Below are 21,870 nucleotides of genomic sequence, written 5' to 3'. Positions count from 1 at the left end.
TTGTGGGCCAGCGCGCGCTCCACGCCGGCCAGCACCATCCACGTGTCGTTGGACAGCTGGTCGCGCACCGCCCGGGCCGACAGCGTGCTCGCCTCGGCGCATTCGCAGACGCTGGCCGGGATGCTGACGCTGGCCGGGATCGCCGGCGAGTCGATGGTGCGCGACGTGGGCTGGACGATGATGGACATCGGCAAACGCATCGAGCGCGGCCTCTGGCTGACCGCGTTGCTGGGAGCCACGATGACCACCGTGCGCGGCGCCGCCGCCGAGCAGGCCATCATCGAGTCCACGCTGGTGGCGTGCGAATCGTCGGTGATCTACCGGCGACGCACGGTCGGCAAGGTCAGCGTCGCCGCGATGACCGAGCTGATGCTGTTCGACGCGCAAAACCCGCGATCGCTGCTCTATCAGGTGGAGCGGCTGCGGGCCGACCTCAAGGACCTGCCCGGCTCGTCGGGATCGTCGCGCCCGGAGCGGCTAGTCGACGAGATCGGAACGCGGCTGCGCCGGTCGCATCCCGACGAGTTGGACGAGGTCACCGACGGGCGCCGCGCGCAGCTGGCGGACCTGCTCGCCGCGATCCAAACCGAGTTGCGCGATCTGGCCGAGGCGATCACCGAAACACAGCTGGCGCTGCCGATCGCCATGCGGCCGCTGTGGGGAGGCGACGAACGCCGCGTGATGCCGGCCTAGCCGGCGTCTAGGCACTAACCGCGGTGGGCCCCTTCGAATCCGAAGTCACCTCGTCGATGACGGTGTGGATGAACTGCATCTTCTCCAGGACGGCCGCGGGCAACACGAAGGGATACAGGTCGTCGTGGCCCATCGAACGGTTCACCATGTTCAGCGACCACGACAACGGCAGCCACATCTCGATGATGTTCGGAAATGCGCTGGGGCCCAAGGCAGGCCGGTCAAAGGTCGCCGACGCCGGGGCCAGGCCGCACCAGGCGCAGGTGTCCAGCGTGTCGCGGATGTGCAGGTAATGGGCGAAGGTCTCGGCCCAATCCTCGGCGGGGTGCATGGTCGCATACGACGACACGAAGCTCTCCTGCCAACCCTGCGGCGCACCTTCGCTGTAATGCCGATCCAGCGCCTCCTGATAGTCGGCGTCGGGATCGCCGAACAGCTCGTTGAACCGTGCCAGGTAGTCGCTGGACGGGGTGATCAGCCGGTAGAAGTAGTAATGCCCCACCTCGTGCCGGAAGTGGCCGAGCAGCGTCCGGTACGGCTCTTCCATCTCGACCCGCAGCTGTTCGCGATGGACGTCGTCGCCTTCGGCCAAATCCAGTGTGATGACGCCGTTGTCGTGGCCGGTCATCACCTTCTCGTGCGCGCTGGACAGCAGGCGAAATCCCAAGCCGTAGTCGGGATCCCGGTCACGCCCGACTATCGGCAACTTCAATTCGTACAGCTCGGCGACCAGCCTCCGCTTGGCCGCCTCGGCCCGGGCGAACGCGGCCAGTCCGTCGGCGTCGTTGTCGTTGGGCCGTTCCAGCGTCAGCGCGCACGACGTGCACAGTCCGCCTGGGTTGTTGATGGAAACCAACCAATTGCATTCGGCGAGATGGCGATTGGCGCACAGTTCATACTCGCTGGCGCAGACGAAGCCGGGCTTGTCGCCGTCCTCACCGGTGGTGATCACCAGCAGGGCCATGTTCTCGAGCGAGAACCCCAGCGCGCTACCACACGCCAGGCAGGTGGAGTTCTCGAACGTCAGACGCTGGCCGCAGTTGGGGCAGTGAAAATCACGCATCCAGCTCGTCACCCTCGAACGGCACCACGTCCACGGCGACGTCGATCACGCTGTTCTCCGCGTCCGTGTAGATGATGCCCCGCAGCGGCGGCACGTCCGCGTAGTCGCGGCCGCGCCCGACGACGATGTAGCGCTGGTCGACCATCTGGTCGTTGGTGGGATCGAGGCCCAGCCATTCGAACTGGCCGGGCTCCCGCGGTGTCCACACCGAGGCCCAGGCATGGGTGGCGTCGATACCGATCATCCGGTCCTTTCCAGGCGGCGGGTCGGTGGCCAGATAACCGGACACATAACACGCCGCCAGACCATTGGCTCGCAGGCAGGCGATCGCCAGCCTCGCGAAGTCTTGGCATACCCCCTCCCGGGCCGCCAGAACCTCGTTCACCCCGGTGGAAATCGTCGTCGACCCCGACCGGTAGGTGAAGTCGGTGAAGATCCGGGACGCGAGGTCGCACAACACCTCGACCAGCGGGCGCCCGGGCACGAAGCTGGGGGCCGCGTATTCGCGCACGGCGTCGGTGATCTCGGGCGGATCGAGGTCCAGGGTGAACTCGGTCGCCAGCGCCCCCCGGGGTCCGGCCGGCCGGGCTTCCTCCCAGGGCGCCACGGCCGGGCCGCTGGTGTACGTCTCGAGGGGCAGCGGATACACGTCGACGATGGAGTCGCTGGTGATCGTGAGGGTGCGATGCGGCTCGGTGACGTGGAAAAAGGAGCTGACGTTGCCGTAGGCGTCGGGGCTGGTGGAGATGTCGGCGGGAGCCGGCTCGATATCCAGCCGGTGCGCGATGCAGCGCTGCCGCAGTGAATCCCGCGGGGTGAGAAAACCGCGGCCGTAGGAGCTGGTCACCGTGTCGGAGTAGCGGTACTCGGTGCGATGGGTGACGCGATGGCGGCGGGTAACCGGGGCCTGCACCTGAGACGCTTCCGAAGACAACCCGCCACCTCCTCGTAATCGATTGCCAATACGGCACCAACCGCACCATAACCGGCGCACAATCGTGGTGTGGCCACGTGGGACGACGTCGCCCGCATCGTCGGCGAGCTACCGCTGACCTCCGAGCAGTCACCGCATGACTGGCGGGTCGGCAAGAAGTTGCTGGCGTGGGAGCGTCCGCTGCGCCCGTCGGACCGCGAGGCGCTGACGGCAAGCGGTGCCGAGCCACCCGAGGGCGACATTCTCGGCGTCCGGGTGTCCGACGAGGGCGTCAAGTTCGCGTTGATCGCCGACGAGCCGGCCATCTACTTCACCACCCCGCACTTCGACGGGTATCCGGCGGTGCTGGTCAGGCTGGCCGAGATCGAGGCCCGCGGCCTCGAGGAGCTGATCACCGAGGCCTGGCTGACCCAGGCGCCCAAGAAACTTGTCGAGGAGTTCCTGACCGGCTCCTTCTGAGCCCCGGGTCATAGCGCCCGCAGGTCGATGACCCGCTGCACGTCGTCCACGCAGGCCTGGACGACGTCGGCGAGCACCACCTCGGTGCGCTCGCGGGCGCCGGCGTGCAGGGTCGACGCGTGGCGGCGCGCGGCGGCCACGTAGGCGCACGCCCCCGCGGGATCCGAATCGGCGAGCGCCGTGGCCGCCGCGAGGTCGACCAGCACGTCCGGCACCGGGGGCCCAACATCGCAGCCGGCGTCGTCCGGGGGCGCGACGGCACGCGCCAGCTGCAGCACGGAACCCGCGAGCAGCGCCACCTGCACGGCCTGGTGCTCGGCGGCCTGCACGACGCCACGCATCCCCCACCGCCGCGGCGCGATCCGCACCACGTGGCGGGCGGTGGTGCGGGCGCCAATGAGGCCACCCAGCTGCCCGTGCACCCTGTCGACGGCCGACAGCGGCCAGTCGGGCGCCGGCGCCCTGCGGCCCGACGCGATGTCCGCGGTGCGGGCCAGCACCGCGCGCAGCGTCCCCAGCACTCCGATGCGCGCGCTGCGCAACACCTCCAGCGGGTCGGCGGGGAACAGGACGACGGCGAAGACGATGGCCAGGCAGCCGCCGATCAGCGCGTCGAAGATGCGCTCGAAACCGACCCCGCTGCGGTACAACGCCAGCACCAGGATCGACGACACGACGGTCTGGTTGGCGAACATCATGCCCTGGCCGATGTAGCCCTGACCGATGAACACCGCGACCAGGAGCGCGATCAGCGCGGCGACCGCGATGGGGACGGCGCCGGGCCCCAGCAGGCCCTGCACAACGGTGCCCACCCCGATTCCCAGCGTGACGCCGATCATCATCTGGATGGCGCGTTGGGCGCGCAGCACGTTGCTGATCGACAACGACACGGCCGCGGCGATCGGCGCGAAGAACGGCTGCGGATGCGCGAGCACATCGTGGGCGAGATACCAGGCCAGACCCGCGGCCACCGACGTCTGCAGCAGCGTGAACCACAGGTCACGGACCCGTTTCAAACCCCCGACGACGGCGGCCTTGGCCCCCGACGGCCGCGTCAACAGCGAAGCGCTCATCACGCTTACTTACCCCACCGCGCACGGGGTCGCTCGGCGGGGCTAGGTCGTTTGCAATTCGAAGAGCGGGATCACCCGGGTGGTCTTGGACTGATACTCCGCGAAGCCCGGCGCCGCGGCAGCGACCTTTTCGAAGAGCTCGTCGCGCTCCGCTGTCGGCAGCTCGCGGGCCGTCACGTCGAACGTGTCGGTACCGATCTCGACGTGGGCCGCCGGGTTGGCGCGCAGGTTGTGCACCCATGCCGGACTGACCGGGGCGCCGGCGAAGGAGCCGATGATGATCAGCTTGCCGTCGATGCGGAAGTACGCCAGCGGTGACGTCCGCTTCTTGCCGGACTTGGCGCCCGTCGTGGTGAGCAGCAACAGGTTGGCACCGGCGAATTGGCCGCCGACCTTTCCGTCGTTGGCGCGGAACTCGTCGACGATGCCGCTGTTGAACGCGTTGATGGTGTCGGTGTCAGGGATGCCTTGGGTCATGCCTGGTCAACCTTTTCCGGTTTGGCGTCTATTCCGCACTCCCGAACCAAGAAAGTGTCCATTTTTGTGCTCCTCGTTGCCCCTAGTCGATGAACGCGGCCCAAAACGGGCGGCGACAACCTAAGGGAGATCACCATGAAGAACACATCAACCAGCCGGAAACGCACTCGCTTTCGGTACGCCGCGACGCTCTTCGGCGCGCTGGCCATTGTCGCGTTGGCCCCCGCCACCGCGTATGCCGAGCCCAACGGGCCCACCGGCCCGAGCGGCGGATGCCACTACACCGACCCGGACGGCTACGACATCCCGATCGACGAGGGCCAGGGCGTCATCGTCGGCGGCAAGCTCGTCACGTGCACCAACGGCAAGACGGTCGTCACCGATGCGCCGGCACGCACGCACCCCCACCCGCCGGTCGCACCGCCCAATCACGCGCCGGTACAGACCCGGAAAGTGTAAGGCGCGCAAAGCCCGCCACCTTGAAACAGGTGGCGGGCCGACGCACGCGTTAGGCGGGTTCCGGCTTGGCGTCTATTCCGGATTCCTTGCGCTGCTGGGCCGTGATCGGCGCCGGCGCGTCGGTCAGCGGGTCGACACCGCCGCCGGTCTTCGGGAAGGCGATCACCTCGCGGATGGAGTCGACGCCGGACAGCAGCGCGTTGATCCGGTCCCAGCCGAAGGCGATGCCGCCGTGCGGCGGCGCGCCAAACATGAACGCCTCCAACAGGAATCCGAACTTCTCCTCCGCCTCGGCCTTGTCCAGGCCCATCACCGCGAACACGCGTTCCTGGACGTCGCGGCGATGGATACGGATCGAGCCACCGCCGATCTCGTTGCCGTTGCACACGATGTCGTACGCGTCGGCCAGCACACTGCCGGGATCGCTGTCGACCGCGTCCTCGTGCTCGGGCTTGGGCGAGGTGAACGCGTGGTGCACCGCGGTCCACGCTCCGGAGCCGACCGCCACGTCGCCGGCGGCGGTCGCCTCTTCGGCGGGCTCGAACAGCGGCGGGTCGACAACCCAGACGAACGCCCACGCGTTCGGGTCGATCATGTCGAGCCGGCTTGCGATCTCGCCGCGAGCGGCGCCCAACAGCGCTCGCGACGACTTCGCCGGGCCCGCCGAGAAGAAGACGCAGTCCCCCGGCTTGGCGCCGACGTGCGCGGCCAGGCCGTCGCGTTCCCGCTCGCTGAGGTTCTTGGCCACCGGGCCGCCCAGCGTGCCGTCGTCTCCGACCAGCACGTAGGCCAGCCCGCGGTGCCCGCGCTGTTTGGCCCACTCCTGCCAGCCGTCCAGCGTGCGGCGCGGCTGCGAAGCCCCGCCGGGCATCACCACCGCGCCGACATACGGGGCCTGGAAAACCCGAAACGTGGTGTCCTTGAAGAACTCTCCGCACTCGACGAGCTCCAGCCCGAACCGCATGTCGGGTTTGTCGGAGCCGAACCGTCGCATGGCGTCGGCGTAGGTGATCCGCGGGATCGGGGTCGGAAGCCGGTAGCCGATCAGCTCCCACAGCGCGGCCAGGATCTCTTCGGAGATCGCGATCACGTCTTCGGCGTCGACGAAGCTCATCTCCATGTCGAGCTGGGTGAACTCCGGCTGCCGGTCCGCGCGGAAATCCTCGTCGCGGTAGCAGCGGGCGATCTGGTAGTAGCGCTCCATCCCGGCCACCATCAGCAGCTGCTTGAACAGCTGCGGGCTTTGCGGCAGGGCGTAGAACGAACCCGGGTGCAGGCGGGCCGGCACCAGGAAGTCGCGCGCGCCCTCGGGTGTCGATCGGGTGATGGTCGGGGTCTCGATCTCGACGAAGTCGTGGCGATCCAGCACCGCGCGGGCGGCCGCATTCACCTTGGAGCGCAACCGAATTGCCCCGGCCGGGCCGTCCCGGCGCAGGTCGAGGTAGCGGTACTTCAACCGCAGCTCCTCGCCGGCGGGCTCGTCGAGCTGGAACGGCAGCGGGGCGCTCTCGCCGAGCACGGTCAGCGAGGTCACGTTGACCTCGATCTCGCCGGTGGCTATCTCGGTGTTGGCGTTGCCTTCCGGGCGGATCTCCACGACGCCGTCGACCGCGATGCAGAACTCGGCGCGCAGCCGGTGCGCCTGGGCCAGTACGTCGGGGACGCGGAACACGACCTGCGCCACACCGGAGGCGTCGCGCAGATCGATGAAGATGACACCGCCGTGGTCGCGGCGGCGCGCCACCCAGCCGGCCAACGTCACCTGCTGTCCGGCGTCGCTAGCCCGTAGCGAACCAGCGGCGTGGCTGCGCAGCACAAACACTCCCTTTCAGCAGGCTTTGGACGAGTGACCAGTCTAGAGCAGGTATTTTCGGTCCTATCGCCACCACCATCGCACTCGTCGGTCCCGGCGCCGTCGGCACGACGGTCGCCGCGCTGCTCCACAAGGCCGGACATTCGGTCCTGGTCTGCGGCCACACTCCCCGCGACGGCATCGAGCTGCGGCCCGACGGCGAAGAGCCGATCGTGGTGCCCGGCCCGGTGCTCACCGATCCCGCCGAGATCACGGGCACGGTCGACGTGGTCGTGCTGGCGGTCAAGGCCACCCAGAACGACGAGGCGGCCGGCTGGCTGGCGCGGCTGTGCGACGAGCACACCATCGTCGCCGTCCTGCAAAACGGTGTCGAGCAGGTCGACCAGGTCAAGCCGCACTGCCCTTCCTCCCCCGTAATCCCGGGCATCGTGTGGTATTCGGCCGAGACCCAGCCCGACGGCTGGGTGCGATTGCGCACCGAGGCCCGGCTGGTGCTGCCCTCCGGGCCCGCGGCCGAGAGCGTCGCCGAGCTGCTGCGCGGCGCCGGCTGCCACGTGGAGTGCCACCCCGACTTCCTCACGGGGGCCTGGCGCAAGCTGCTCACCAACGCGCTGGCCGGGTTCATGGTGCTGTCACGGCGGCGCTCGGCCATGTTCCGCCGCGAGGACGTCGCCGCGTTGTCCCGGCGCTACGTCGCCGAATGCCTGGCCGTCGCGCGGGCCGAGGGCGCCAGACTGCCGGACGGCGTGGTCGACGAGTTGGTCGAGATGTTTCGTCATGTTCCCGAAGACATGAGCACCTCGATGCTGGCCGACGCGGAAAACGGCCGGCGGCTGGAGTGGGAGATCCGCAATGAGGTGATCATCCGCAAGGCCCGCGCCCACGACCTGGCCACGCCGATCAGCGACATCCTGGTGCCGCTGCTGGCCGCCGCCAGCGACGGTCCGGGCTAGGTTAGAGGCCATGTACGCCTGCGAGCGCGTCGACCTCAGCTTCATCGAGAACGCGCCATTCCGATTCCGCAACAGTGTCGACCTCGCCATCACACCCGAGCAGCTGTTCGAGGTGCTCGCCGACGCCGAGTCCTGGCCGCGCTGGGCCCCGGTGATCACCAAGGTGACCTGGACCAGTCCCGAGCCGCGCGGCGTCGGCACCACCCGCGTCGTCGAGATGCGCGGTGGCATCGTCGGCGACGAGGAGTTCATCGCGTGGGAACCGTTTAGCCACATGGCGTTTCGGTTCAACGAGTGCTCGACGCGGTCGGTGGCCGCGTTCGCCGAAGATTACCGGGTGGAAGTCATTCCCGGTGGCTGCCGGCTGACCTGGACCATGGCGCAGCAGCCGGCCGGGCCGGCGCGGCTGGCGATGTTGTTCGCCGGGCCGCTGCTGAACCTGGGCCTGCGCCGGTTTCTGCGTAATCTGCGTAGCTATACCGATGCGCGCGCGGCCCAGCAGCATTAGGAGGGTGCGATGACCTTCAACGAGGGTATGCAGATCGACACCAGCACCGCGTCGTCGTCGGGCGGTATGGGCGGCATGGGCATGGCCGTCGGGGGCGGCGGCGTCGGGCTCCTGATCCTGCTCGCGGCGTTGTTCTTCGGCGTCGACCCCGGCCGCGTGATGAACTCCCAGCAGATGAACACCGGCGGCTACTCGGCGCCCGGGTTCGACCTGGGCCAGTGCAAGACCGGCGCCGACGCCAACAAGTACGTGCAGTGCCGCGTGATCGCCACCGGCAATTCGGTGGACGCGGTCTGGCATCAGCTGATGCCGGGCTACACCCGCCCGCGCGTGCGGCTGTTCACCGGCCAGGTGGAGACCGGCTGCGGCGCGGCCACCACCGCGGTCGGGCCGTTCTATTGCCCGGTCGATCAGACCGCGTACTTCGACACCGACTTCTTCCAGGAGCTGGTCGACAAATTCGGTTCCAGCGGTGGACCATTCGCGCAGGAGTACGTGGTCGCCCACGAATACGGCCATCACGTGCAACAGCTGCAGGGGGTCCTGGGCCGCTCCCAGCAGGGCGCGCAGGGCGCCGGCGGCAACGGCGTGCGCACCGAGTTACAGGCGGACTGCTACGCCGGCATCTGGGCGCACTACGCGTCGACGGTCAAGCAGGAAAGCACCGGCGTGCCGTACCTGCAGCCGTTGAGCGACAAGGACATTGCCGACGCGCTCTCAGCCGCCGCGTCGGTGGGCGATGACCGCATCCAGCGGGAGACGACCGGGCGCGTCAACCCGGAGTCGTGGACGCACGGGTCCGCCGCGCAACGGCAGAAGTGGTTCACCGTCGGGTATCAGACCGGTGACCCGCACCAGTGCGACACCTTCGCCGCCACGAACCTCGGCTAGCCCGGCTTGGCCGCGCAGGTGACGGTGGTGGTCGCGTCCTGCTGCGCGACCACCTGGCCGTCCACGGCGATCTCGCAGTGGAATGAGGCCGGACCATTGCCCGAATCCGGCCAATGCAGCATGCCGCTGGCGCTGATGCTCGCCCACTGCGTCGGGTTCGCCAAGGTGACGGTGTAGGTGACCGGCGTTCCACCGCTGAGCGGAGCCTGCACGCTGGTCATGAACTTCGACGGGTCCGCGTTGTAGGCGGCCTGGCTGGGCGGATCGGCGTTCACGTAGTTGACGGTGGCGGTCAGATTGTTGGGGCTCGACACGGTGTACGTCACCTGATGGCCGGCCGGATCCGCATAGGAGGTCGCGGGCGTGACAGCCACTGCTGCAGCTGCCGCAAACGTTGCCGCGGCGACCACGCTGGTCACATTTCGCACGTTGGTCATATCGAAAACGCTACCGGATCCGTTACCCCAGGAATTTGACCCGGAAGTCCCTACGATGCATCTGTGCCCACCGCATTCGTGTTGTCCGGCGGCGCCAGCCTGGGAGCGATCCATGTCGGGATGCTGCTCGCCCTGGCCGACGAAGGGGAATCGCCCGACCTGATCGTCGGCACGTCCGTCGGCGCGGTCAACGGCGGGTGGATCGCGTCGCGGCCCGACGCCGCCGGGATTCGCGGCCTCGCCGACCTGTGGGTGTCGCTGTCGCGGCGGGACATCTTCCCCACCCATCCGCTGGCCGGGGTGTTGGGCATGCTCGGTCGGCGGTCCCACCTGGTCCCCAACACCGGTTTGCGGCACCTGCTCGCCGACAAATTGGAGTTCGAGCGTCTCGAGGAGGCGCCCGTCCCCCTGCACGTGGTGGCCACCGACGTCATCTCCGGCACCGATGTGCGGCTGTCGTCGGGCGACGCCGTCGACGCGATCGCCGCCAGCGCCGCCATCCCCGGCGTTTTTCCGCCGGTGCGCATCGACGGCCGCCACCTGATGGACGGCGGCGTGGTGAACAACACCCCGATCTCGCACGCCGTCCAGCTCGGCGCCGACCGGATCTGGGTGCTGCCGACCGGCTACTCGTGCGACCTGCCCGCGGCACCCAAGACGGCGGTGAATATGGCGCTGCACGCCATGACCCTCGCCGTCAACCACCGCCTGGCCGTCGACATCGAGCGCTTCGAACACGACGTCGACATCCGCGTGATCCGGCCGCTATGCCCGGTCGCCACGTCGGGAGCCGACTTCTCGCACGGGGCGATGCTTATCGAGCGGTCGCACGCGGCCACCCGCGAGTGGCTCGCGGCGCGCCCGCCGGCCAAAGGCCAAGCCGGACTGCTCGAACCGCATCGCCACTAGGTCGCCCGGCTCGGGTATGAAGCAACCATGAGCGACGACCCGCAGCGGGCCGGCGGCATCAGCCGCCGCCGGCTGCTCACCTCGACCGCGGCCTCGGCGGTGCTCGGCGGCGACGGGGTCGGCGGGGCCGCGCTGCTGTGGTCTGGCCACTCGCAGCCCCGGGGCCCCGCGCTGTGGTATCAGCCGGATCGCGGCGGGGCGCCGCCCGTGGCCGGCCTGCACCTGCAATTCGGCAAGAACGCCGCCACCGAGGTGGTGGTGTCGTGGCACAGCACCGAGGCCGTCCGCAATCCGCGCGTCATGCTGGGCACCCCGGCGTCGGGATTCGGTCACACCGTGGCGGCCGAAACGCGCACGTATCGGGACGCCAAGTCCAACACCGAAGTTCGCGTCAACCACGCCCACCTGACGAACCTCACCCCGGATACCGACTACGTCTACGCCGCGATCCACGACGGCGCCGAACCGGAACCCGGCACGGTGCGCACCGCGCCGGTGGGGCGAAAGACGTTGCGCTTCACCAGCTTCGGCGATCAGTCCACGCCGACACTGGACAAGCTACCCAACGGCGGCTACGGCACCGACAACATCGGTTCACCCGCGTCCGGCGACACCACGCTGGCGATCGAACGACTCGGCCCGCTGTTCAACCTGGTCAACGGCGACCTGTGCTACGCCAACCTGGCGCAGGACCGAGTCCGCACCTGGTCGAACTGGTTCGAGAACAACACCCGCTCAGCGCGCTATCGGCCGTGGATGCCCGCGGCGGGCAATCACGAAAACGAATTGGGCAACGGCCCAATCGGTTACGGCGCGTATCAAACGTACTTCCAGGTGCCCGATTCGGGATCCGGCCTACAGATGCGCGGCATGTGGTACTCCTTCACCGCCGGCTCGGTGCGCGTGATCAGCCTCAACAACGACGACGTCGCCTTCCAGGACGGCGGCAACTTCTATGTGCACGGCTACTCCGGTGGCGAGCAAAAGCGCTGGCTCGCAGGCGAACTCGCCGCGGCGCGGCGCGACCACGATATCGACTGGGTGGTTGTCTGCATGCATCAGACGGCGATCTCCACCGCCGACCGCCGCAACGGCGCCGACCTCGGCATCCGCGAGGAATGGCTACCGTTGTTCGATCAGTTCCAAGTCGATCTGGTGCTGTGCGGCCACGAACACCACTACGAACGGTCGCATCCGCTGCGCGGAACGCTGGGCACCGATACCCGGACACCGAGGCCCGTCGACACCCGTTCCGATCTCATCGACGCGACGCGGGGCACGGTGCACCTCGTCATTGGTGGGGGCGGCACCTCCGCGCCGTCCAACGGCCTGTTCTTCGCCCAGCCGCTGTGCCGCGTGTTGACGGGGGTCGGCGCGTTCGATCCGGCGATCGGGCGCAAGCCACCGATCTATGCGATCGAAGATGCGCCGTGGTCGGCATTCCGCGACCGCGACCACCCTTACGGGTTCGTGGCTTTCGACGTCGATCCGGGACAACCCGGCGGCAACACCTCGATCAAGGCCACGTATTACGCGTTGAGCGGGTTGTTCGGCGCGGTCACCGTCGTCGACCAGTTCACGCTCACCAAGCCGCGTGGCGACAAGCCGGCCTAAAACAGCGTCGGCTGAACGGGTTCCGCGACCGCGGGCGAGGCGGCCCGCGGGGCCGGGCGGTGGTCGCCGCCGAGCCGATGCTTGGCGATCAGCGGCGCGGCGCGTTCGCGCAACATGTCGCGGTAGCTGGCCGGCAGGTAGGCGCCGCGGCGGTAGAGGTCGCGGTAGCGGCCGACCAATTCGGGATGCGAGCGGGCCAGCCACGACATGAACCAGCCGCGCGTCGAGCCACGCAGGTGCAGGCCGAAGACCGTGACGCCGGTGGCCCCCGCGGCCGCGATCTGGCCAAGCAGCCCGTCGAGGTGCTCGACGGAATCGGTGAGATGCGGCAGTACCGGCGCGACCATCACGTGGCAGTCCAGGCCGGCATCGCGGATCGCGGCGATGAGGCCCAGGCGCGCCTGCGGCGTCGGGGTGCCGGGTTCGACGTCGCGGTGTAGTTCGGGCTCGGCCACCGCCAGCGACACCGCGACCGATACCGCAACGTGTTGGGCAGCTTCGGAGATCAGGGGCAGGTCGCGGCGCAGCAGCGTGCCCTTGGTCAGGATCGACAGCGGCGTGCCGGAGTCGGCGAGGGCGCCGATGATGCCCGGCATCAGCGCATAGCGGCCCTCGGCGCGCTGGTAGGGATCGGTGTTGGTGCCCAGCGCGACGGTCTCGCGCCGCCACGACGGGCGGCGCAGCTCGCGGCGCAGCACGTCGGCGACGTTGGTCTTGACCACCACCTGGGTGTCGAAGTCGGTGCCGCAGTCGAATTCCAGGTATTCATGGGTAGGGCGCGCGAAGCAGTAGCGGCAGGCGTGCGAGCAGCCGCGGTAGCCGTTGACGGTGTAGCGGAACGGCAGCGCCGCCTCGTCCGGGATCTTGTTCAGCGCGGACTTGCACAGCACCTCGTGAAAGGTGATCCCGTCGAACTGCGGCGCGCGCACGCTTCGGACGAAGCCGATCCGCTGTAGCCCGGGCAGGGCGCCGTCGTCGACGGGTTGGCCGTTGACCGCGACGGCCTGGGTAGCCCACCGCATCCATCCATTCGAACACTCGTTCGATACGCAGTCAAGCCGGCTCGCGGCTTGGGCCTAGAAGCCGGCGGGCAGGCGACTGATGTTGGGATCCAACGGGACCACGACGCTGGCCTCCGGCGGATTCTGTCGCTCTTGGTATGCCGACTCAAGAGCGGCCGGAAACCCTTCCAGGCCGCGGTACACGCCAACCAATTGCTCGAGGATCTTGATTCGTTGCTGGCTCGCCTCGTCGACCGTCCGCCGGGCCTGCTCACGATACTGATCAGCCCCCTGCTTGGCGTCGGCGAGCAGCTGCTCATGCTCCCGCCGGGCGGCGTTCCATGCGTCCTCGATCGCCGATTGCGCTTCGGCGCGCATCGCGGCCAGTTCGGCGTCTTGCTTCTTTTTGGTTTCCTCGTATTCGGCGTCGAGGGCTTTTCGCTGCGCGGCGATATCCGCCAACAGCTCCGTGTATTTTCGCTGCGCGGCCTCGTTCTTGGCTTCGGCCGCGGCGATCAGCGCCTCTGACTCGGCGCGCGCCTCGGCTTGCATCTCGGAAACCTCGTTGATCGTGCGCTGCAGCATCGCGGCGATCCGCTGTTGCATCGCGTACGGCGCCGGTGAACTGTCGGTAAGGGCGGCGACCTCATCCCTGAGGACGGTGACCTCGATCCGCAGCGCGGCTGCTTCATCGCAGGATTCTTTTAGCCGCTCCCTCAGGCTCTCGACTTCCTCGAACAACAACTGCTGCTTGGTGATCGACTTCTCGATATAGGCATCAACCGCGGCCGGATCGTAGCCCCTGAACATGCGAGCGAATGTGGTTGCTTGTTCGGTTATCACTGCCGTTGCCCCTTCCGACTGAAAACGCCTAGAGACCTGGGGGGATCGGTTCAGAGCCAAGTATTCCACGGTCGTGCGTCCGCCGGAATAAGCCGTTTCTCCAGCCTTCGCTATTCGTCACGTTTGCGCGCTTTTGGACCCACCCCTTGCGGCATCTCAACGCCAAAAACAAACGCGCCAAACGTCCGCACCTATGCCGGCCGTCAATTTCGCGATCCGGCTAAGTTAGGCCGTCCTCCAGGTAGCGCAGCGCGTATCTGCATTGCGGCTCGGATTCGATCTCCGACTGCCAGGTGGCCCTCTCTTGGATCGCTTCCGTCGATCCATAAACCCGCCGGTTACATCCGGGGCAAGTCAGGAGTGTGTACATTTTGTCGCCGCCGCGCGGCCAGTCCTCGCACGCTTCGCCGGGTAGCTCGATCCCGATGGACCGGGGCGCAATGCTCTGGATCAATTGGCCGGCGACGTGCCCCTCGGGGCACACCAGGTCCATGGTTCGTAGTCCCTTGTCGGTCATTTGCGGTGCCCGAAGCGCGAAAGTACCTCGGCGACAACCGAATCCACCGGCACCGATACCTGCTCACCCGAGCCGAGGTCCTTGACGCCGATGGTCCCGGCGTCGAGATCACGCTCCCCCGCGACCAGCGCGAGGCGGGCACCGGAACGGTCCGCCGCGCGCATCGCGCCCTTGAGCCCGCGGTCGCCGTAGGCCATGTCGACGCGGACGCCGGACGCGCGCAGCTGCCCGGCCAGCACCGCGAGCCGCAGCTTGGCCGGCTCGCTCAGCGGCACACAGAACACGTCGCAGCGCGTCGCCTCCCCCACACTCTTGCCCTCGGCCCGCAACGCCAGCAGGGTCCGGTCCACGCCGAGCCCAAACCCGATGCCGGACAGGTCTTGTCCGCCCAGCTCGCGCATCAGGCCGTCGTAGCGGCCGCCGCCGCCGATGCCGGATTGCGCGCCCAGGCCGTCGTGCACGAACTCGAACGTGGTTTTGGTGTAGTAGTCCAGCCCGCGCACCATGCGGGGGTTGAGGACGTATGGCACGCCCAGCGCGTCCAGGTGCGCCAGCACGCTGTCGAAATGCTGCTTGGCCACATCGGAGAGGTGATCGAGCAACACCGGCGCGTCGGCCGTCATCGCGCGCACCTCGGGACGTTTGTCGTCGAGCACCCGCAACGGATTGAGCTCGGCCCGCCGCCGGGTCTCCTCGTCGAGGTCGAGCCCAAACAGGAAGTCCTGCAACAGTTCCCGATACTGCGGGCGGCAGCTGTCGTCGCCCAGCGAGGTGATCTCCAGCCGGAACTCATCCAGCCCCAGCGAGCGGAACCCGGCGTCGGCGACGGCGATCACTTCGGCGTCCAGCGCCGGATCGTCGACACCGATCGCCTCCACTCCCACCTGCTGCAGCTGGCGATAGCGGCCGGCCTGCGGACGCTCGTAGCGGAAGAACGGGCCCGCGTAACACAGCTTCACCGGCAGCGCGCCGCGGTCCAGGCCGTGTTCGATTACCGCCCGCACCACCGAGGCCGTGCCCTCGGGCCGCAGCGTCACCGAGCGGTTACCGCGGTCGGCGAAGGTGTACATCTCCTTGGACACCACGTCGGTGGATTCGCCGACGCCGCGGGCGAACAGCGCGGTGTCTTCGAAAATGGGCAGCTCGACGTCGCCGTAACCGGCCCGGCGCGCCGCGGCGAGCAGGCCGTCGCGCACGGCGACGAACTGCGCCGACTCCGGCGGGATGTAGTCCGGCACGCCCTTGGGGGCGACAAACTCCGTCACGAGCTCAGGCCTTCGAGGAACGGGTTGAAACGCCGCTCGGCACCGATCGTGGTGGACGGGCCGTGCCCCGGCAGCACTACGGTCGCGTCGTCGAGCACCAGCAGTTTGTCGACGATCGAGGTCAGCAAGTCGCGGCCGCTGCCCCCGAACAGGTCGGTGCGCCCGATCGAGCGCTCGAAGAGCGTGTCTCCCGTGAACACGTAGTTTTTTGCGTCGGTATCCTCCGCGACCCGGAACACCACCGATCCGCGGGTGTGCCCGGGTGTGTGATCGACGTTGACCGTCACGCTGCCCAGGTCGATCTTGTCGCCGTCGCGGTCCAGCTCGACCACCTGCTTGGGCTCGCGGAAGAACGCACCGGCCACCACCTGGGCCAGCCGCGGGCCCAGGCCGTAGATCGGGTCTCTCAGCATGAACCGGTCCTCGGGATGGATGTAGGTCGGGCAGCCGAACGTGTCGGAAACCTTCTGCGCGGACCACATGTGGTCGATGTGGCCGTGGGTGAGCAACACCGCCGCCGGAGTCAGCCGGTTCTCATCGAGGATGCGCCGCAGCGGGCCCATCGCCCGCTGTCCCGGGTCGACGATGACGCAATCCGTTCCGGGCCGCTCGGCCAGCACGTAGCAGTTGCACTGCAACACCCCGGCGGGAAATCCGGTGATCAACACGGTTCCCAGTTTCCCACGGGGCCCGGTTGACACCGGGCACCGCGCCCACATTAGCCTGAGCAGGCAAGTTGGCCCCGACTGAAGCAACCATGGAGGCATACCGGCCGTGCCGACCAACGAACAGCGACGAGCGAACGCCAAGCGCAAACTCGAACGGCAGCTGGAGCGCCGCCAAAAGCAAGCCAGACGGCGGCGGATCGCGCTCATCGCAGGTGGCTCGATCGTCGCGGTGGCGATCGTCGCCGCCGTGGTGATCGCCGTGGTCAACAGCAAAAGCGAGCACAAGAACACCACCGCCGCCACGACCACCCCGGCCAGCAGCTCGGCGCCGGCCACGACGGGCGCTCCGCAGCCCGGCCAGGTTCCGCCGTTGCCACCGTTCAAGCCGACGGCCACCACCGGCGCCAACTGTCAGTACCCGGCGTCGCCGGAACCGGCCGCCAAGCCGGTCAAGCCGCCGCGCACCGGCAAGATTCCGACCGACCCGGCCCAAGTCAGCGCCAGCATGGCAACCAGTCAGGGCAATATTGGCTTGATGTTGGCCAACAACGAATCACCTTGCGCGGTCAACAGTTTCGCGAGCCTGATCGGCCAGAAATACTTCGACAACACCAAATGCCACCGGCTGACCACCTCGGACACGTTGGCCGTCCTGCAATGCGGCGACCCCAAGGGCGACGGCAGCGGCGGCCCCGGCTACCAATTCGCCAACGAGTACCCGACCGACCAGTACCCGCCGAACGATCCGAAGCTGCGGGAGCCGGTCGTCTACCCGCGCGGCACGCTGGCCATGGCTAACGCCGGACCGGGCACCAACGGCAGCCAATTCTTCATGGTCTACAAGGACTCTCAGCTACCGCCGCAATACACCGTCTTCGGCACCATCCAGGCCGACGGGCTGGCGACTCTGGACAAGATCGCCAAGGCCGGCGTCTCCGGCGGCGGCGAGGACGGGGCGCCCAACAGCGAGGTCACCATCAAGTCGCTGCTGCTGGACTAAACCCTCAAGCGGCGCAACATTAATCACGCCTTGTTGGCGCGATTCGCATGACCGGCGCGGTCGAAAGTTTATGGTCGTTGCGTGGGGAAGGAATCATTCGGCCATTACCAGTTGCTGGATGTCCTGGGTCGCGGCGGGATGGGACAAGTCTTTCGCGCCTACGACGCCAGCACCGACCGGGTAGTGGCCCTCAAGGTGCTGCCCACCCATCTCGCCCAGGACGCCGAGTTCCAGGAACGCTTCCGGCGCGAGGCACGCATCGCGGCAAGCCTCAACGACCCACACGTGGTGCCCATCCACAATTACGGCGAGATCGACGGTCAGCTGTACGTCGACATGCGGCTGATCGAGGGCCGCGACCTGGCGCAGTACATCGAGGAGAACGGCGGGCGGCTCAGCCCGCAGCGCGCGGTCGCGGTGATCGAACAGGTTGCGGCGGCGCTGGATAGCGCGCACCAGGTGGGGTTGATCCATCGCGATATCAAGCCGACGAACATCTTGCTCACCAACGCGCGAGATTTCGTCTACCTGATCGACTTCGGGATCGCGCGCACCGCCGCCGACACCGCGCTCACCCACACCGGGCACACGATGGGCACCGTGGCGTACATGGCGCCCGAGCGTTTCCGCGGCAGCACCGACCACCGCGCCGACGTGTATTCGTTGGCCTGCGTGCTGCACGAGTCCTTGACCGGCATCCGTCCGTTCCCGGGCGACAGCCTCGAAGAGCAGCTCAACGGGCACCTGAACACCGCGCCGCCGCGAGCCTCCATCACCGCCCCCGACGTGCCGGCGGCCCTCGATGCGGTGGTCGCTAAGGGAATGGCGAAGGACGTCGACGAGCGATACCAGAGCGCGATCGAACTGGCGGAGGACGCCAAAGCCGCGCTGGTCGGCACGGGCATCATGGCCGCGCCCGGCCCGGCGCCGTCGTCGCGAACACCGGTGCCGCCCCCACCCGCGCCGTCCGCTCCGGTGCCGTCCGCGCCGGCAGGCCAGGTCGACCCGCGGCTGGCGTATCACCCGCCGACGCACTCGCGGCGTCTGGTCTTGGGCATCGTCGGTGCGTCGGTGCTGGCGCTCGCGGCGGTGACGGCCCTGGTCATCGCGCTGGTGACGCACAGCGATGCCCCCGCGAAAAACAGCGCGGCGTCCACGGCGCCCACGGGGGGCAGGCCAACGAACCGCGCCCGGACCCCCAAACCGTCGGAGTCGGTCGCCCCGAGCGTGCCGCCGCTCCCGGCGTTCGCTCCGCCCGCGGACCTGGGCGCCAACTGCCAGTACCCCGCCGCGCCGGACCCGGCGAGCAAGCCCGTCACCCCGCCCCCGGCCGGCAGGGTGTCCACCGAGCCCGCCGAGATCCCCGCGACCATCTCCACCAATTTCGGGAACATCGGCATCCGGCTCGCTAACGACAAGTCGCCGTGCGCGGTGAACAGCTTCACCAGCCTGGTGCGGCAACAATTCTTCGACAACACCGAGTGCGGCCGGCTGACCAACATGGCGGACGGGGCCCTGTTGCTGTGCGGCGGCCCCGACAACGAGGGCACCGGTGGGCCCGGCTACGAATTCGCCGACGAATACCCCGCCAATCAATACCCGGCCGGCGATCCCGCGCTCAGGGCGACCGTGGTCTATCCGCGCGGCACCATCACCATGGCCAACAACGGGCCCAACACCAACGGCAGCCAGTTCAACCTGGTGTTCAAGGACACCGACATGGAGCCGATCTACACGGTGCTGGGCACGATCGACGAAGCGGGCCTGGCGACGATCGACAAGATCGCCAAGGGGGGCATCGCCGGCAATCGGGAGGAGGGCATGCCAGCCAGCACCGTCACCATCACCTCGGTGCGCGTGGGCTGAGCCGTCGGCGGGCTAGGCCTTAGGCCGCCTTTAAGCAGCAGATGTCACGCGGTAGACGTCGTAGACGCCCTCGACGTTGCGCACCACGTTGAGCAGATGCCCCAGGTGTTTGGGGTCGCCCATCTCGAAGGTGAACCGGCTGATCGCGACCCGGTCGCCGGAGGTGGTGACCGACGCCGACAGGATGTTCACCTTCTCGTCGGCCAGCACCCGCGTCACGTCCGAGAGCAGCCGGTGCCGGTCGAGCGCCTCGACCTGGATGGCCACCAAAAACACCGACGACGGCGACGGCGCCCACAGCACCTCGACGATGCGCTCGGCCTGCTGCTGCAGCGACGCCGCGTTGGTGCAGTCGGTGCGGTGCACGCTCACCCCGCCGCCGCGCGTGACGAAGCCCATGATCTGATCGCCGGGCACCGGCGTGCAGCACTTGGCCAGCTTGGTCAGCACACCCGGGGCTCCGGGAACCGAGACCCCGACATCGTCCGTGCTGCGCGGGCGTCGCAGCATGGTCGTCGGCGTCGACCGCTCGGCCAGCTCCTCTTCGGCCTGATCGATCCCGCCGAGCTCGGCGAGCAGCCGCTGCACGACGTGGCGGGCCGATACGTGTCCCTCACCGATCGCGGTGTACAGCGCCGACACGTCGGTGTAGTGCAATTCGCGGGCGACCGCGGCCATCGACTCACCATTCACCAAGCGCTGCAAGGGAAGTCCGCCGCGGCGTACCTCGCGGGCCATCGCCTCCTTGCCGGCCTCCAACGCCTCCTCACGCCGTTCCTTGGCGAACCACTGCCGTATCTTCGTCTTGGCGCGCGGCGAGACCACGAACTGCTGCCAGTCGCGCGACGGCCCCGCATTGGGCGCCTTGGAGGTGAAAACCTCGACGACTTCCCCGTTTTCGAGCTTGCGCTCCAGCGCCACCAGGCGCCCGTTCACCCGCGCGCCGATGCAGCGGTGGCCGACCTCGGTGTGCACCGCGTAGGCGAAGTCCACCGGGGTCGACCCGGTCGGCAAGGTGATGACATCCCCCTTGGGGGTGAACACGAAGATCTCTTGCACCGCAAGGTCGTAGCGCAGCGACTCCAGGAACTCGCCCGGGTCCGCGGCCTCCCGTTGCCAGTCGAGCAGTTGCCGCATCCACGCCATGTCGTCGATCTCGGCGGAGGCGTGCGGATGCGGAAGTCCGTTGCGGCCCTTGGTTTCCTTGTACCGCCAGTGCGCGGCGATGCCGAATTCGGCGGTGCGGTGCATGTCGCTGGTGCGGATCTGCACCTCCAGCGGCTTGCCCTCGGGACCGACGACGGTGGTGTGCAGCGACTGGTACACGCCGTATCTCGGCTGCGCGATGTAGTCCTTGAACCGTCCCGCCATCGGCTGCCACAGCGAATGCACCACGCCGACAGCGGCATAGCAGTCGCGGATCTCGTCGCACAGGATGCGGATGCCGACCAGGTCGTGGATGTCGTCGAAATCCCGTCCCTTGACGATCATCTTCTGATAGATCGACCAGTAGTGCTTGGGCCGACCCTCAACCGTCGCCTTGATTTTCGACGCGTTCAGCGTGTTGACGATCTCGGAGCGGACCTTGGCCAGGTAGGTGTCCCGCGACGGGGCGCGGCCGGCGACCAACCGGACGATCTCCTCGTACTTCTTGGGGTGCAGGATCGCGAACGCCAGGTCTTCCAGTTCCCACTTGACGCTGGCCATACCCAGCCGATGTGCCAGCGGCGCAATGACTTCCAGCGTCTCGCGGGCCTTACGGGCCTGCTTCTCCGGCGGCAGGAAACGCATGGTGCGCATGTTGTGCAGCCGGTCGGCGACCTTGATCACCAACACGCGGGGATCGCGTGCCATGGCGGTGATCATCTTGCGGATGGTCTCGCCCTCGGCGGCGGTGCCCAGCACCACGCGGTCCAGCTTGGTTACGCCGTCGACGAGATGGCCGACCTCCTCGCCGAATTCCTCGCTCAACGCCTCGAGCGTGTAACCGGTGTCCTCCACGGTGTCGTGCAGCAGCGCGGCCACCAAAGTGGTGGTGTCCATGCCCAATTCGGCCAGGATGTTGGCGACCGCCAGCGGGTGGGTGATGTAGGGATCACCCGAATGCCGCAACTGGGAGGCGTGGCGCTGGTCGGCGACCTCGAAGGCGCGCTGCAGCAGCTGGACGTTCGCCTTGGGGTAGATCTCCCGATGCACCGCCACCAAGGGCTCGAGCACGGGGTTGAGGGTGCTGCGCTGGGCGGTCATCCGCCGGGCCAACCGGGCGCGGACGCGGCGCGACGCGCTGCTGGGGGCCTTCAGAGTTTCGGCCGGCGGCTCCGGCGCCTCGGGAACCGGAGGCGGCTCCGCGGGCGTCTCTAAGGGCGCCTCAAGGGCTTGCGCCACGCCCTTGTCGTCCGCCACGGTGGTCACCTCCGACATCGAGGA

At 68.2% G+C, this 21,870-nt stretch carries 22 protein-coding genes and 1 pseudogene; 10 read left to right on the top strand and 13 right to left on the bottom strand.

All coding sequences use genetic code 11. The annotated features are described in order from the left end of the window. A partial coding sequence (locus tag A5736_RS27000; RefSeq protein WP_233148056.1) for a hypothetical protein occupies positions 1-83 on the bottom strand: 83 nt, incomplete at its 3' end. Here A5736_RS27000 and A5736_RS24290 point away from each other — a divergent pair. After that, positions 70-693: pseudogene (locus tag A5736_RS24290) on the top strand (alpha-E domain-containing protein); the annotation flags it as partial. The gene A5736_RS27000 and the pseudogene A5736_RS24290 sit on opposite strands and share 14 nt — an antisense overlap. A gap of 7 nt (positions 694-700) precedes the next feature. On the opposite strand, the gene A5736_RS24285 reads toward A5736_RS24290, so the two are convergent. Then, entirely contained in the window at positions 701-1,756 is a 1,056-nt protein-coding gene (locus A5736_RS24285; protein ID WP_076249060.1) for a putative zinc-binding metallopeptidase, read from the bottom strand. Continuing rightward, entirely contained in the window at positions 1,749-2,690 is a 942-nt protein-coding gene (locus A5736_RS24280; RefSeq protein ID WP_076125561.1) for a transglutaminase family protein, read from the bottom strand. Before A5736_RS24280 ends, A5736_RS24285 begins: the two co-directional genes overlap by 8 nt. Positions 2,691-2,759: 69 nt before the next feature. Here A5736_RS24280 and A5736_RS24275 point away from each other — a divergent pair, with 69 nt between their 5' ends. Continuing rightward, a complete protein-coding gene (locus tag A5736_RS24275; protein ID WP_076125559.1) occupies positions 2,760-3,149 on the top strand; it encodes an MmcQ/YjbR family DNA-binding protein in 390 nt (129 codons plus the stop codon). 8 nt (positions 3,150-3,157) lie between these two features. Here A5736_RS24275 and A5736_RS24270 read toward each other — a convergent pair whose 3' ends face one another. Continuing rightward, complete coding sequence (locus A5736_RS24270; protein WP_076249059.1) at positions 3,158-4,222, bottom strand: aromatic acid exporter family protein; 1,065 nt, start codon at positions 4,220-4,222, stop codon at positions 3,158-3,160. A 42-nt stretch (positions 4,223-4,264) separates the two neighbouring features. Further along, a complete protein-coding gene (locus tag A5736_RS24265; protein ID WP_076125554.1) occupies positions 4,265-4,699 on the bottom strand; it encodes a nitroreductase family deazaflavin-dependent oxidoreductase in 435 nt (144 codons plus the stop codon). Between the two features lie 135 nt (positions 4,700-4,834). On the opposite strand from A5736_RS24265, the gene A5736_RS24260 reads away from it, so the two are divergent. After that, positions 4,835-5,158, top strand: a complete 324-nt coding sequence (locus A5736_RS24260) for a hypothetical protein (RefSeq protein ID WP_076064594.1) — start codon at positions 4,835-4,837, stop codon at positions 5,156-5,158. Between the two features lie 49 nt (positions 5,159-5,207). On the opposite strand, the gene aspS is transcribed toward A5736_RS24260, so the two are convergent. Next, positions 5,208-6,980: an aspartate--tRNA ligase gene (aspS, locus tag A5736_RS24255; RefSeq protein ID WP_139333537.1), complete on the bottom strand. Its 1,773-nt coding sequence runs from the start codon at positions 6,978-6,980 to the stop codon at positions 5,208-5,210. Positions 6,981-7,036: 56 nt separating this feature from the next. On the opposite strand from aspS, the gene A5736_RS24250 reads away from it, so the two are divergent. Genes A5736_RS24250 through A5736_RS24240 form a run of 3 tightly spaced genes read left to right on the top strand, consistent with a single transcriptional unit; the run spans position 7,037 to position 9,323 of the window. Continuing rightward, a complete protein-coding gene (locus tag A5736_RS24250; protein WP_217695776.1) occupies positions 7,037-7,924 on the top strand; it encodes an oxidoreductase in 888 nt (295 codons plus the stop codon). A gap of 10 nt (positions 7,925-7,934) precedes the next feature. Beyond that, on the top strand, positions 7,935-8,432 hold the full coding sequence (locus A5736_RS24245) for an SRPBCC family protein (RefSeq protein WP_076125546.1): 498 nt from the start codon (positions 7,935-7,937) through the stop codon (positions 8,430-8,432). A gap of 9 nt (positions 8,433-8,441) precedes the next feature. Further along, positions 8,442-9,323 carry a neutral zinc metallopeptidase gene (locus A5736_RS24240; protein WP_076249057.1) on the top strand — a complete coding sequence of 294 codons (882 nt, stop codon included), beginning with the start codon at positions 8,442-8,444 and terminating at the stop codon, positions 9,321-9,323. On the opposite strand, the gene A5736_RS24235 is transcribed toward A5736_RS24240, so the two are convergent. Then, positions 9,320-9,760, bottom strand: a complete 441-nt coding sequence (locus A5736_RS24235; RefSeq protein ID WP_076125541.1) for a hypothetical protein — start codon at positions 9,758-9,760, stop codon at positions 9,320-9,322. The genes A5736_RS24240 and A5736_RS24235 overlap by 4 nt on opposite strands. Before the next feature lie 63 nt (positions 9,761-9,823). Between A5736_RS24235 and A5736_RS24230 the strand changes: the two genes are divergently transcribed. Both A5736_RS24230 and A5736_RS24225 read left to right on the top strand, forming a co-directional pair. Next, positions 9,824-10,669: a patatin-like phospholipase family protein gene (locus tag A5736_RS24230; protein ID WP_076249056.1), complete on the top strand. Its 846-nt coding sequence runs from the start codon at positions 9,824-9,826 to the stop codon at positions 10,667-10,669. 27 nt (positions 10,670-10,696) lie between these two features. Next, positions 10,697-12,283, top strand: coding sequence for a metallophosphoesterase family protein (locus A5736_RS24225; RefSeq protein ID WP_076249055.1), 1,587 nt, complete (start codon positions 10,697-10,699; stop codon positions 12,281-12,283). Here the strand turns inward: A5736_RS24225 and A5736_RS24220 are convergent. The 5 genes from A5736_RS24220 to A5736_RS24200 form a co-directional block, all read right to left on the bottom strand. Continuing rightward, a complete protein-coding gene (locus A5736_RS24220) occupies positions 12,280-13,305 on the bottom strand; it encodes an Rv2578c family radical SAM protein (protein WP_076249054.1) in 1,026 nt (341 codons plus the stop codon). The genes A5736_RS24225 and A5736_RS24220 overlap by 4 nt on opposite strands. A 54-nt stretch (positions 13,306-13,359) precedes the next feature. Then, positions 13,360-14,127, bottom strand: coding sequence for a DivIVA domain-containing protein (locus A5736_RS24215; RefSeq protein ID WP_076125531.1), 768 nt, complete (start codon positions 14,125-14,127; stop codon positions 13,360-13,362). Between the two features lie 220 nt (positions 14,128-14,347). Then, positions 14,348-14,644, bottom strand: a complete 297-nt coding sequence (locus A5736_RS24210) for a hypothetical protein (protein ID WP_076249053.1) — start codon at positions 14,642-14,644, stop codon at positions 14,348-14,350. Further along, a complete protein-coding gene (gene hisS, locus A5736_RS24205; RefSeq protein WP_076249052.1) occupies positions 14,641-15,909 on the bottom strand; it encodes a histidine--tRNA ligase in 1,269 nt (422 codons plus the stop codon). Before hisS ends, A5736_RS24210 begins: the two co-directional genes overlap by 4 nt. Next, positions 15,906-16,577, bottom strand: a complete 672-nt coding sequence (locus A5736_RS24200) for an MBL fold metallo-hydrolase (RefSeq protein ID WP_076249063.1) — start codon at positions 16,575-16,577, stop codon at positions 15,906-15,908. The genes hisS and A5736_RS24200 overlap by 4 nt, the downstream gene beginning before the upstream one ends. Positions 16,578-16,683: 106 nt before the next feature. On the opposite strand from A5736_RS24200, the gene A5736_RS24195 reads away from it, so the two are divergent. Next, positions 16,684-17,577 carry a peptidylprolyl isomerase gene (locus A5736_RS24195; protein ID WP_076249051.1) on the top strand — a complete coding sequence of 298 codons (894 nt, stop codon included), beginning with the start codon at positions 16,684-16,686 and terminating at the stop codon, positions 17,575-17,577. Between the two features lie 138 nt (positions 17,578-17,715). Next, positions 17,716-19,443, top strand: coding sequence for a protein kinase (locus A5736_RS24190; RefSeq protein ID WP_083667702.1), 1,728 nt, complete (start codon positions 17,716-17,718; stop codon positions 19,441-19,443). Positions 19,444-19,473: 30 nt separating this feature from the next. On the opposite strand, the gene A5736_RS24185 is transcribed toward A5736_RS24190, so the two are convergent. Next, on the bottom strand, positions 19,474-21,864 hold the full coding sequence (locus A5736_RS24185) for a bifunctional (p)ppGpp synthetase/guanosine-3',5'-bis(diphosphate) 3'-pyrophosphohydrolase (protein ID WP_371328409.1): 2,391 nt from the start codon (positions 21,862-21,864) through the stop codon (positions 19,474-19,476). Positions 21,865-21,870 lie beyond the last annotated feature (6 nt).

It is taken from the genome of Mycobacterium sp. SP-6446 (assembly GCF_001954045.1).
Lineage (GTDB): Bacteria > Actinomycetota > Actinomycetes > Mycobacteriales > Mycobacteriaceae > Mycobacterium.
Note: the sequence above shows the minus strand (reverse complement) of the source record. Positions and strands in the feature narration are given on the sequence as shown.

Bases quoted from the DNA above. Each gene is read 5' to 3' on its own strand.
- A5736_RS24285 (WP_076249060.1), bottom strand. From the start codon at position 1,756: ATGCGTGATTTTCACTGCCCCAACTGCGGCCAGCGTCTGACGTTCGAG.
- A5736_RS24270 (WP_076249059.1), bottom strand. From the start codon at position 4,222: ATGAGCGCTTCGCTGTTGACGCGGCCGTCGGGGGCCAAGGCCGCCGTC.
- A5736_RS24265 (WP_076125554.1), bottom strand. From the start codon at position 4,699: ATGACCCAAGGCATCCCTGACACCGACACCATCAACGCGTTCAACAGC.
- A5736_RS24260 (WP_076064594.1), top strand. From the start codon at position 4,835: ATGAAGAACACATCAACCAGCCGGAAACGCACTCGCTTTCGGTACGCC.
- A5736_RS24245 (WP_076125546.1), top strand. From the start codon at position 7,935: ATGTACGCCTGCGAGCGCGTCGACCTCAGCTTCATCGAGAACGCGCCA.
- A5736_RS24240 (WP_076249057.1), top strand. From the start codon at position 8,442: ATGACCTTCAACGAGGGTATGCAGATCGACACCAGCACCGCGTCGTCG.
- A5736_RS24235 (WP_076125541.1), bottom strand. From the start codon at position 9,760: ATGACCAACGTGCGAAATGTGACCAGCGTGGTCGCCGCGGCAACGTTT.
- A5736_RS24225 (WP_076249055.1), top strand. From the start codon at position 10,697: ATGAGCGACGACCCGCAGCGGGCCGGCGGCATCAGCCGCCGCCGGCTG.
- A5736_RS24220 (WP_076249054.1), bottom strand. From the start codon at position 13,305: ATGCGGTGGGCTACCCAGGCCGTCGCGGTCAACGGCCAACCCGTCGAC.
- A5736_RS24210 (WP_076249053.1), bottom strand. From the start codon at position 14,644: ATGACCGACAAGGGACTACGAACCATGGACCTGGTGTGCCCCGAGGGG.
- A5736_RS24190 (WP_083667702.1), top strand. From the start codon at position 17,716: ATGGGACAAGTCTTTCGCGCCTACGACGCCAGCACCGACCGGGTAGTG.
- A5736_RS24185 (WP_371328409.1), bottom strand. From the start codon at position 21,864: ATGTCGGAGGTGACCACCGTGGCGGACGACAAGGGCGTGGCGCAAGCC.